Origin of the sequence: Sphingomonas sp. (assembly GCF_031426035.1) — a bacterium.
In the GTDB taxonomy this organism is placed as follows: domain Bacteria; phylum Pseudomonadota; class Alphaproteobacteria; order Sphingomonadales; family Sphingomonadaceae; genus Sphingomicrobium.
Genome location: NZ_JANPKO010000112.1, coordinates 1 through 9,926 on the forward strand (window position 1 = coordinate 1; position 9,926 = coordinate 9,926).

The window sequence follows — 9,926 nt, forward strand, 5'->3', positions numbered from 1 at the left end:
GACGCCCTGCGCCTCGGCGACGCCGCGACCATTTTCGCCGATGAAGCCCATCGAATGGGCCTCGTCGACCAGTACCATCGCGCCATTGGCCTTGGCCACCGCGACCATTTCCTTCAATGGCGCGATGTCGCCGAGCATCGAATAGACGCCCTCGAGGATGACCAGTTTGCCGGCGCCCTCGGGGATGCGCTTCAGGCGCTTTTCCATCGATTCGACGTCGTTGTGGCGGAACGGCACGATCTGGGCGTTGCCGAGCGCGCAGCCGTCGTAGATCGAGGCATGGCTGTCGATGTCGAGGATGATGTAGTCATCCTTGCCGGCGATGGTCGAGATGATCCCGAGATTGGCCTGGTAGCCGGTCGAGAAGACCATCGCGTGGTCCATCCCGTAGAAGTCCTTGAGCGCTTCCTCGCACGCGCGGTGGCCGGCGTAGGTGCCGTTGAGGACGCGGCTGCCGGTGGTGCCCGAGCCGAACTCGTCGAGCGCCTGCTTGCCCGCGGCGATGACCTCGGGGTCGAAGGTCATGCCCATGTAATTGTAGGTGCCGAGCAGGATCGTGCGCTTGCCGTTGCAGATTGCCACGGTCGGCGATTCGACGCTCTCCATGACCAGGTTGAAAGGGTCGGCGAGGCCGTCGGCGAGCATCGCCGTGCGCTGCTCGATGAGCGGGTCGAACTTCGAAAAGAGGTCGGTCACGCCCCCGCGCTCAATTTCTCGACGGTGTCGACGAGCTGGCCGACAGTCTCGATCTCGGCCTGGGTGTTCATGGTGATCATGACGTCGAACTCGTCCTCGATCTCGGCGACGAAATCGAGCACGGTGAGGCTGTCCCACTCGAGGTCCTGGGCGAAGCGGGTGGCCTCGGTGACGGCAACCCCCTTCTTGTTGAAGCGCTCGATCAGCGCGGTGACGCGCGCGTAGGTTTGCGGTCGGTCGGTCATGGCGGCCCGTCTAGTGGTGGGGCGGCTGTTTCGCAACGCAATGGGGCGCGATTAGGGCGGGCTAGAGCCACTTGTGCGCGCGGTACCAGGCGGCGGTGGCGGCGAGGCCGGTGGGGGTGGGGATTTGCGGGCGCCATAGTTCGGCTGGGACGGCGCGGGCGGGGTCGGCGACCCAGTCGGGATGGGCGAAGTAAGCGGCGCGGTCGGCGGTCAGCTTGGCGTTGCCGCGGCGGAGCAATTGGTCGGCACTGGCGGCGGCGCGCATTACGACGCTGGGGACGGGCACTACGAGCGGCTTGCGGCCGACCGCTTCGCCCAGCGCGAGCGCGAAGTCGCGGTGGGTCCAGCCGCCGGCGCGGCCGTCGTCGGGCTCGACCAGCAAGCCCGTAGGCGCGGCGGGATCGGCCAGCGCGAGCAGCAAAGCGGCGAGATCATCGACGTGGATGACCGAAATGCGGCCCGCCGGGGGGAGCAAAGCGAGGCCGAGGTTGGCGAGGCGGAACAGCTCGAGCGTCTCCTTGTCGCCGGGGCCGTAGACCGCGGGCGGGCGGACGATCGCGTGGCGCAGGCCCGACGCTTCGACCAGCGCCTCCGATCTGGCCTTGGACGCGCCGTACAGCGACACGCCGGGCTCGCGCGCGGCGAGCGAGGAGACATGGACGAAACGCTTGGCGCCGCCGGCGCGCGCGGCATCGAGCATGGCGGCGGTGCCGGTCACGTTGCAGGCGTCGAACGCGGCGGCGCTGCGGCCGTTGATCAGCCCGGCGATGTGGATCACCGCGTCGGCGCCGTCGGCGAGGCGGGCCAGCGCGGCGGTGTCCTCGAGCGAGCCGTCGACCCAGATTACCCGTTCCCGCGGGGGCATCGCGCGGCGGGTCAGCGCGCGGACTTCGTGCCCGGCGGCGAGCGCGGCATCGAGCAGCCGCGCGCCGACGAACCCGGTGCCGCCGGTGACGCCGAGAATCAAAGCGGGGACCACGGCCGTTCGTCGGCCGGCGCGTCGGGGGCACGCTCAGGCTGCGCCTCGCCAAGCCGCTCGACGATCAGGTCGAGCAGCGCCTCGACGCCTTGGCCGGTCGGCGCCGAGATCGCCATCGGCTGGACCCCGCCGACCTTCTCGACCGCCTTGGCCGCCTTGGCCATCGCCTTGGCGTCGATCAGATCGGCGCGGCTCAAGGCGATCACCTCGGGCTTATCCTCGAGCCCGGCGCCATAGGCTTCGAGCTCGCCGCGCACGATGCGCCATGCCTCGGCCGCATCGGGGGCGGAGGCGTCGACCAGGTGCAGCAGCAGCCGGCAGCGCTCGACATGGCCCAAGAAGCGGTCGCCGATGCCGGCGCCTTCGGCGGCGCCCTCGATCAGCCCGGGGATGTCGGCGAGGACGAACTCGCGGCCCTTGTGGCGCACCACGCCCAATTGCGGGCGCAGCGTGGTGAAGGGGTAGTCGCCGACCTTGGCGGCGGCGTTGGTGGTGGCGTTGAGGAAGGTCGACTTGCCCGCGTTGGGCAGCCCGACGAGGCCGACGTCGGCGAGCAATTTCAACCGCAGCCACACCCATTGTTCCTCGCCCGGCCAGCCGAGGCCGTGCTGGCGCGGGGCGCGGTTGGTCGAGGTCTTGTAGCTGGCATTGCCGCGCCCGCCGTCGCCGCCCTTCAAGAAGGTGATGCGCTGGCCGACCTCGGTCAAATCGGCGAGCACGCTGCGGTCGTCGTCGTCGGACAAGATCTGGGTGCCGACCGGGACCTTGATGACGAGGTCGTCGCCGCCCGCCCCGGTGCGGTTGGAGCCCGCGCCGCCCTTGCCGCGGGGGGCGCGGAAGTGCTGGGTGTAGCGGAAGTCGATGAGGGTGTTGAGGCCGGCCACCGCTTCGAAGATGACGTCGCCGCCCTTGCCGCCGTCGCCGCCGTCGGGACCGCCATATTCGATATACTTCTCGCGGCGGAAGCCGACCGCGCCGGGGCCGCCGGCGCCCGAGCGGATGAAGATCTTGGCCTGGTCGAGGAAATGCATGGCGGGCCTTTAGGGGAACGGCGCGCGGATTGCCAAAGCGGCCGCTTCGGCAGTGACTCAATTTGAATTATCCGGCCAACCTAACGCATCCAGCCTTTGCTTCCTGTATGCTTGGCGTAAAGCATGGAGGCCTTGTGGCATTACGAAAATTTGAATTAGCGGCATTTCTGCTAGTTGCCGGGGTCTCCCTGAGCCTGGTGCTGAACAGCTTGATCCCGGGCATGGTCCTGTTCTCTCTCGCTGGTGGGGTTGCCCTCTGGAAATATTGGGCAAGAAGCCGTCGCGATGCCTAATTGCCGCGGCGAAAATTGACGCGCTGGCACTACCGCCCAGACCGCTCGACCCGTTAAATGCCGCGCAAATAGATTTGAGAATCTACGGGCGGTTGAAATGCCGCTCGCTGGCCGCCGAGGGCGGTGTCGAGGGGATCATCCGCGGCGGTTCGAGCGCCTCGCCGACGATTTGCTCAAGCGCGGGCACGGTTCGGCGCGGGTCGAGAAGATCCTCGGCAACAATTTCGCGCGGCTGTTCGGCGAGGTGTGGGGCTGAGGACTTTGGACGCGATTGGTGGTAAGCAGACCCGATGAATCATCAACCCAACGCCTTCGAACCGCTCGATCCGGACGCCGAGAAGGAAGCCGACCGGCGGGCCGAGGACGATATTCGCGCGGGTCGCGTCGTCCCGCACGAGGTCGTGATGCAATGGCTGCGCGACCGCATTGCCGGCAAGCCAACCCGCCGGCCGCGCGCCGACGGCTAAACTGGCCAAGGTTTTCTGGTCCCACCAGGCGATCGACAACCTTGATCACATCAGCATTTATATCGGGGCATTCAATTCCGCTGCGGCGGAGCGCCCGGTGGAACGGCTTGGCGACTTGGGCGAAAGCCTCAAGGATTTCCCGCTGCGAGGCCGAAATGCAGGCGACGGTTTAAGAGAGCTGAGCGTCGTTTGGCCCTACATCCTGCGCTATCGTGTCGATCGCGATCGGGTCACCATCCTGCGCATTCGCCACGGCGCTCAGGATGAGGACGACGGATTGGCCGCCCCATGATGCGCCTCCAGCCGGCGGCGCAAGGTGTCGGCGGCGAGCTGGCGGGCGGCGTCGCGGTCGAGGCCGAGGGCCTCGGTGATCGGCGCGCCGAGCAAAGAGTCGCCGAGCGCCGCGAGGACCAGGTTGAGGGTGGTTTCGGGGACGCCGTGCTGCTCGTGCTCGACGGTCAATTGATCGACCAGGGCGCGGATCTCGGTGAGGATCGGGTCGAGCGCGTCGCGGTTCCCGGACAGGATCATCCACGCGGCAAGCGCGCCGGCGCCTTCCTGGCCGAATGCCTCGAAGGTGCGGTCGACGATCTCGCGCGCGTCGGCCTCGCCGCGCCGCGCGCGCTCGACGGTCTCGCCGATGCGGCGGGTGACCGCGGCGGCGATGGTCCGCGCGAGCTCGGCCTGGAGCCCCGCCGCCGAGCCGAAATGGTGGAGCAAATTGGCATGGGTGCGGCCGATCCGCGCCGCGACCGCTTTCAAGGTCACCGCCTGCGGGCCTTCGGCGATCAGGAGCGCCCGCGCCGCTTCCAATGCGGCGAAGCGGCTTTCTTCCTGGGTCAGGCGCTTGCGGACTATTGACATCAGTGTAAGTTAAATCCAGTCTGTGTGCATGACGACTCACCTTGCCACGGCGCCGACCCCGGCCGACCTCACCATCAACCCGCGCGACCGCCGCTTCGGGCGCGATTCCGCCCCGGCGCGTCTGTGGCACGGCGGCGGCCACGCCGCGACCGCAATCTACAACGCGCTGTCGGCGACCTTCCCCACCGGCGAGGCGTTTTTCGTCGACAGCGTGCGCGCGTTTCGCGACGGCGCCCCGCCCAAACTGGCGGAAGAGATCAAGGCGTTCACCACGCAGGAGGTGATCCACAGCCGCGAGCATTTGGCGTTCAACCGCCGCGCAGCCGACGCCGGATACGATTTGACCAAGCTCCAGCAGCGGGTCGACGAGCGGTTGGCGATGACCAAGTCCAAGCCGCCGATCGTCAGCCTCGCGGCGACCATGGCGCTCGAGCATTTCACCGCGATCCTCGCCCACGAGCTGCTCGCCGACCCGCGCCATCTGGCCCAGGGCGAGGCCGAGACCGCGGCGCTTTGGCGGTGGCACGCGTGCGAAGAAATCGAGCACAAGGGGGTCGCCTACGACACCTGGCTCCACGCCACCCGCGACTGGCCGCGCGCCAAACGCTGGAAGGTCAAGGCCAAGGTGATGCTGTTCATCACCCGCAACTTCGTCGTCGACCGCACCGCCGGCGCGCTCGAGCTGATGCGCCAGGACGGGGTGACCGGGGTCAGGGCGTGGGCCAGCCTGCTGTGGTATCTGTGGATCCGCCCCGGGATGTTCCGCAAGATAGCGGGCGCGTGGGCGAGCTTCTTCAGCCCGAGCTTCCATCCGTGGAACGAGGACGACCGCCATTTGCTGCGCGCGTATGACGAGAGCGTGGTGGCGATGCCGCAGCCGGCCAAGAAGGTGCGCCGCGCGGCGTAGTTCAGGCCGCCAGCGACTCCTCGACTTTCTCAGCGTCCGCCAGTTCCAGCCGCAGCAGGCGCGCCTGGGCTTCGGCGCCGCGCGCGCAGCTGTAGCGCGGGGCGGTGATGCCGTTGGGGACGAAGCCGAGCTTTTCCAGCACGCGCCCCGAGGCGGGATTGTCGAGGAAGTGCGAGCCCTCGAGCCGCGCCAGCCCGAGCGTGCGGGCGATCTCGATCAGCGCCGCGCACGCCTCGGTGGCGAAGCCGCGGCCCCAGTGGGCGCGCGCGATCCAATAGCCCAATTCGACATGGCCCGACGGGCGGCGGCCGAGCCCGCACGCGCCGACCAGCCGCGGCGCATCCGAAGTGCGCTCGAACAGCAACAGCGAGGGCAGCACCGGATCGCGCGGGGCGGCGAGGAACGCCTCGGCGTCGCGCTGGCCATAGGGCCACGGCGCGGTGGCGAGGTTGCGCACGATGGTCTCGTCGGCAATCGCCGCGGCCAGCGCGGCAGCGTCCTGGGCCCAGCCCGGTCTCAACAGCAGTCTCTTCGTGCGCGCGAACATCGGTCCTACTCCTCCCCGCGGCCCGCCTAGCGCCGGCCGGTGACAGTTTCGGGAGAAGACACAAAAAAGGGAGGAGAGGGGGCTTCCCTCTTCTCCCTTGGTTTCGATCTCTGGTGAGATGTCGCCCGGGCCGCCCCCTCGTGGGAACGGCGCCGTTATCGACCGTTCCTATGCTTGTCCTTCGGCCGGCATAATATGCACATATTTGCGGCCCAGCTTGCCGTCACGGAAGGTGACGGTGCCGTCGGTCAGCGCGAACAAGGTATGATCCTTGCCGATGCCGACATTGTCGCCCGGGTGCCACTTGGTGCCGCGCTGACGCACGATGATGTTGCCGGCGCGCGCCGCCTGGCTGCCGAACAGCTTGACGCCGAGCCGCTTCGATTCGCTGTCGCGCCCGTTGCGCGAGGAGCCGCCTGCTTTTTTATGTGCCATCGTTACTTCTTCTTGGTCTTGGCAGCCGCTTTCGGAGCGGCCTTCTTGGCGGGCGCCTTAGCAGGTGCAGCATTCTTTGTCGACGCCGCAGGCTTGGCTTCGGCCTTGGCAGCGGGCTTCTTGGCCGGCGCGGCCGCCTTCGGAGCGGCCTCGGCCTTGGGTTTCTCGGCCGGAGCGGCCTTGGGCTCGGCCTTCTCAGCCTTCGGAGCGGCTTTCTTCTCAGCCTTGTGATCGCCGATCGCGGTGATGCGCAGGATCGTGTGCTGCTGGCGATGGCCCTTCTTGCGGCGGTAATTGTGGCGGCGGCGCTTCTTGAACACCGTCACCTTGTCGGCCTTGGCCTGGGCGACGATCTCGGCGGCGACGGTCAGGCCGCTGGTGCTCTTGAGGTCGGCGCCGTCGCCGGCGAGCAGGATATCGCCCAGCGTGACCTTGTCACCGGCCTCGCCGTCGATCTTCTCGACCACGATCTTGTCTCCGGGGGCGACGCGATATTGCTTGCCGCCCGTGCGCACGACTGCGAACATTGGCTCTTCTCTTTTCAAGTCCGGGTCCGCGCGAGACCGGGCCGAACGCCCGCCGCGCGAAAGCGAGCCGCCTAAGCGGGCGGCCCCAACCTGTCAACCGCGGGGGAGTGAGAAGGGGCCCCTCCACCATCCGCTGCGCGGACGGTCCCCCTCCCCTCCAAATGGCGGGGAGGATCTAGTGGCGGTGGTGGGGGCGGAGCTGGTAGCGGCCGGCGGCGAAGCGCTCGAACAGATTGTCGATCGCGGGATGGTCGACCGGCTCGTCGCTGTCGTCGGGGACCAGATTCTGCTGGCTGACGTAGGCGACGTAGCTCGACTCGGCGTTCTCCGCGAGCAGGTGGTAGAACGGTTGGTCCTTGGCCGGGCGCATCGCCTCGGGGATCGAATCATACCATTCGTCGCTGTTGGCGAACTCCGGGTCGACGTCGAAAATGACCCCGCGGAAGTCGAGCAGGCGATGGCGCACGACCTCGCCGATCGAAAACCGCGCGAGCGGCATGGTGGGGAAGGCGGCGGGCATGGGGGGCAAACGTTCAACTGTCGACATGGCTGCAATCTGGGGCCGGGGACGAGGCTAGGCAAGCACCGGCGGGCTTGCTAGAGGCGCCGACCGACCGGCGGCCGGCATTAGCCCCGCCATGCGCACCCTCGCGGAGAGGTGGCTGAGTGGTCGAAAGCACCGCACTCGAAATGCGGCGTGGGTGCAAGCCTACCGTGGGTTCGAATCCCACCCTCTCCGCCACGCGCGGCGGACTGGCCAAGCGGCCGGCCGCGCTTTACACTCCGCGCTCGAGACGATGAAGCGAGGCGGGGTCCGATGAGCGTCCTCAAAGTGATTGCGGGCGTGCTGCTGGCGACCGCCGGAGGGAGTACTTGCGCGATGAACAGCGCGTCGACCACCCAGCTGGGCTGCACCGTAAGCGGCGGCGAACTTTTGCCGCCGGAGACCGGCGGCGCCGATGCGCTGTGCGACGCCATCCGCGCCGCTGCGCAGGAAGCAGGCGCCGCCACCGCCGGTGCCAGGGTCGAGGTGCGGGTGATCAACGCCTACGGGGCGGCGGCGACGGTGACCGCGCCCGACGGCCGCACCTTCCCCCCGATCGAAGTGTCGATATCCGACCGGCCGCTCAATCGCGGGACGATTGGCATGCTGGCCAGGGAAATTGCACGGCGGCTCGCGCAGCCCCGCTAAATTTCGATTAACAATCGTCCGCAAAAGTGCTTCAATCGTCGTGCATTCCAGACGAGTCGCCGCGGCACGGAGTGATCGCGGCAGGCGGGGGGTCTGGACGGTTCGGGGGGACTTCACATGCCGGATATTCCAGGGGATACGACGACCACTGCGACAATCAGCGTCGGCGGGACGCTCAGCGACAACATTGAAGTGGCGGGCGATCACGACTGGATCCGCATCGATCTTACGGCCGGCCAGTCAATCGTAATCACGCTGAATGGCGATACCCTTAGTGATCCCTACCTGCGGCTGCTGAATTCGTCGGGTACGCAACTCGCCGTCAATGACGATTACGGCGGGACCCTGGACTCGCGGATCAGTTTCACGGCGACGACGACCGGAACCTACTACATCGACGCGTCGGCGTTCGGTACTGCCACCGGCACATACGAACTGGCTGTCACATCTCCGCCCGTGTACACCAACGACCAGATCGGCACGCAACTCACCGGCGGGTATTGGACTTGGAGCGGGTCAGGCCCGCGGGAGTTCGCGGTGGCTCCCGGCGGAGCGCTGAGCGTCAACCTGACGCTGCTCACCGCGGAGGGTCAGTTCTTCGCCCGTGCGGCGCTGGCGATGTGGAGCGACGCGCTCGGCATCACCTTCAACGAGGTGTTAAGCGGCGGGCAGATCACGTTCGACGACAATGACAGCGGTGCCTACGCTTCGTCGGTTCATACCGGCGGCATTATCACGTCTTCGCACGTCAACATCCATACCAGCTGGTATGCCGGCGACGAGGGTAGCCTCGATAACTATTCGTTCCAGACCTACATCCACGAGATCGGCCACGCGCTCGGGCTTGGCCACGGCGGCAATTACAACGGGTCGGCGGTTTATACGACCGACGCGCACTATCAGAACGACAGCTGGGCGACGACCATCATGTCGTATTTCGACCAGACCGAAAATACCTATTTCGCCGGCCAGGGGTTCACCTTCAACTACATCGGCACACCGCAAGTCGCCGACCTGATTGCGGCCCACTCGATGTACGGGACGCCGACCACCACCCGCACCGGCCACACCACCTACGGTTTCGGTTCGACCGCCGGGCGCGATGTGTTCAACGCCGCGCTCTATCCGAACATCGCCTACACCATCATCGACAACGGCGGCATCGATACGCTTAATTATTCGGGGTTCGCGACCAACCAGCGCATTAATCTCAATTCCGAAACCTTTTCCAACATCGGCAGCGGCGTCGGCAACGTCAACATTGCCCGCGGCACCGTCATCGAGAACGCGCTCGGCGGCAGCGGCAACGACACCATGCTCGGCAATGCAGTCGCCAACGTGTTGAACGGCGGCGCCGGGAACGACAACCTGCAAGGCAACAACGGCAACGACACGCTGATCGGCGGGATCGGCGCCGACGCGATGTACGGCGGCAACGGCGCCGACATCTATTACGCCGACAATGCCGGCGACCGCGCCTACGAATCGGCGGTGCTTGGGATCGACCGCGTGTTCAGCTCGGTGACCTTCGCGCTCGGCGTCAACGTCGAGGACCTGACCTTGACCGGGACCGCCACCATCAACGGCTTCGGCAACACCCTCAACAACGTGATGGTCGGCAACAGCGGCAACAACGTCCTCAACGGCAGCCTCGGCGCGGACACCATGAGCGGCGGCAGCGGCAACGACACTTATTATGTCGACAATGTCGGCGACCGCGCGATCGAGGCCAGCGCGGCGGGC

The 9,926-nt window shown here is 67.1% G+C and carries 15 protein-coding genes and 1 tRNA gene; 7 read left to right on the top strand and 9 right to left on the bottom strand.

The genetic code is table 11. The features are described from left to right. The 4 genes from RMP08_RS08270 to obgE form a co-directional block, all read right to left on the bottom strand. Positions 1–696: aminotransferase class I/II-fold pyridoxal phosphate-dependent enzyme (locus RMP08_RS08270; protein ID WP_310468519.1), on the bottom strand; the 696-nt coding region annotated here is incomplete at its 3' end. Continuing rightward, the gene (locus RMP08_RS08275; RefSeq protein WP_310468520.1) at positions 693–941 is read right to left on the bottom strand and encodes an acyl carrier protein; all 249 of its coding nucleotides are present in this window, start codon (positions 939–941) and stop codon (positions 693–695) included. The genes RMP08_RS08270 and RMP08_RS08275, both read right to left, overlap by 4 nt. 61 nt (positions 942–1,002) lie before the next feature. Further along, positions 1,003–1,920 (bottom strand): NAD-dependent epimerase/dehydratase family protein, encoded by a 918-nt coding sequence (locus tag RMP08_RS08280; protein WP_310468521.1) that lies wholly within the window; start codon positions 1,918–1,920, stop codon positions 1,003–1,005. Then, on the bottom strand, positions 1,905–2,951 hold the full coding sequence (gene obgE, locus RMP08_RS08285; protein WP_310468522.1) for a GTPase ObgE: 1,047 nt from the start codon (positions 2,949–2,951) through the stop codon (positions 1,905–1,907). Before obgE ends, RMP08_RS08280 begins: the two co-directional genes overlap by 16 nt. Before the next feature lie 390 nt (positions 2,952–3,341). Between obgE and RMP08_RS08290 the strand changes: the two genes are divergently transcribed. From RMP08_RS08290 to RMP08_RS08300, 3 genes are read left to right on the top strand one after another with little or no spacing between them, the layout of a single operon-like run. Continuing rightward, positions 3,342–3,500 carry a hypothetical protein gene (locus tag RMP08_RS08290; protein ID WP_310468523.1) on the top strand — a complete coding sequence of 53 codons (159 nt, stop codon included), beginning with the start codon at positions 3,342–3,344 and terminating at the stop codon, positions 3,498–3,500. A 34-nt stretch (positions 3,501–3,534) separates the two neighbouring features. Next, on the top strand, positions 3,535–3,711 hold the full coding sequence (locus tag RMP08_RS08295) for an antitoxin (protein ID WP_310468524.1): 177 nt from the start codon (positions 3,535–3,537) through the stop codon (positions 3,709–3,711). Continuing rightward, on the top strand, positions 3,671–4,003 hold the full coding sequence (locus RMP08_RS08300) for a type II toxin-antitoxin system RelE/ParE family toxin (RefSeq protein ID WP_310468525.1): 333 nt from the start codon (positions 3,671–3,673) through the stop codon (positions 4,001–4,003). The genes RMP08_RS08295 and RMP08_RS08300 overlap by 41 nt, the downstream gene beginning before the upstream one ends. Here RMP08_RS08300 and RMP08_RS08305 read toward each other — a convergent pair. Then, positions 3,970–4,575 carry a TetR family transcriptional regulator gene (locus tag RMP08_RS08305; RefSeq protein ID WP_310468526.1) on the bottom strand — a complete coding sequence of 202 codons (606 nt, stop codon included), beginning with the start codon at positions 4,573–4,575 and terminating at the stop codon, positions 3,970–3,972. The genes RMP08_RS08300 and RMP08_RS08305 overlap by 34 nt on opposite strands. 28 nt (positions 4,576–4,603) lie before the next feature. On the opposite strand from RMP08_RS08305, the gene RMP08_RS08310 reads away from it, so the two are divergent. Further along, complete coding sequence (locus tag RMP08_RS08310; RefSeq protein ID WP_310468527.1) at positions 4,604–5,482, top strand: metal-dependent hydrolase; 879 nt, start codon at positions 4,604–4,606, stop codon at positions 5,480–5,482. Between the two features lies 1 nt (position 5,483). Here the strand turns inward: RMP08_RS08310 and RMP08_RS08315 are convergent, their stop codons facing one another. The 4 genes from RMP08_RS08315 to hspQ form a co-directional block, all read right to left on the bottom strand. After that, positions 5,484–6,029 (bottom strand): GNAT family N-acetyltransferase, encoded by a 546-nt coding sequence (locus RMP08_RS08315; protein ID WP_310468528.1) that lies wholly within the window; start codon positions 6,027–6,029, stop codon positions 5,484–5,486. A gap of 168 nt (positions 6,030–6,197) precedes the next feature. Continuing rightward, the gene (gene rpmA / locus RMP08_RS08320) at positions 6,198–6,464 is read right to left on the bottom strand and encodes a 50S ribosomal protein L27 (protein ID WP_310468529.1); all 267 of its coding nucleotides are present in this window, start codon (positions 6,462–6,464) and stop codon (positions 6,198–6,200) included. 2 nt (positions 6,465–6,466) lie between these two features. After that, positions 6,467–6,991 carry a 50S ribosomal protein L21 gene (gene rplU / locus RMP08_RS08325; RefSeq protein ID WP_310468530.1) on the bottom strand — a complete coding sequence of 175 codons (525 nt, stop codon included), beginning with the start codon at positions 6,989–6,991 and terminating at the stop codon, positions 6,467–6,469. 175 nt (positions 6,992–7,166) lie between these two features. Continuing rightward, on the bottom strand, positions 7,167–7,511 hold the full coding sequence (hspQ, locus tag RMP08_RS08330) for a heat shock protein HspQ (RefSeq protein ID WP_310468531.1): 345 nt from the start codon (positions 7,509–7,511) through the stop codon (positions 7,167–7,169). Positions 7,512–7,643: 132 nt separating this feature from the next. Here hspQ and RMP08_RS08335 point away from each other — a divergent pair. The 3 genes from RMP08_RS08335 to RMP08_RS08345 all read left to right on the top strand — a co-directional run. Next, a tRNA-Ser gene (locus RMP08_RS08335) sits at positions 7,644–7,733 on the top strand. A 75-nt stretch (positions 7,734–7,808) separates the two neighbouring features. Then, positions 7,809–8,183: a hypothetical protein gene (locus tag RMP08_RS08340; protein WP_310468532.1), complete on the top strand. Its 375-nt coding sequence runs from the start codon at positions 7,809–7,811 to the stop codon at positions 8,181–8,183. A gap of 117 nt (positions 8,184–8,300) precedes the next feature. Next, the coding region (locus tag RMP08_RS08345) for a M10 family metallopeptidase C-terminal domain-containing protein (protein ID WP_310468533.1) at positions 8,301–9,926 on the top strand (1,626 nt) is incomplete at its 3' end.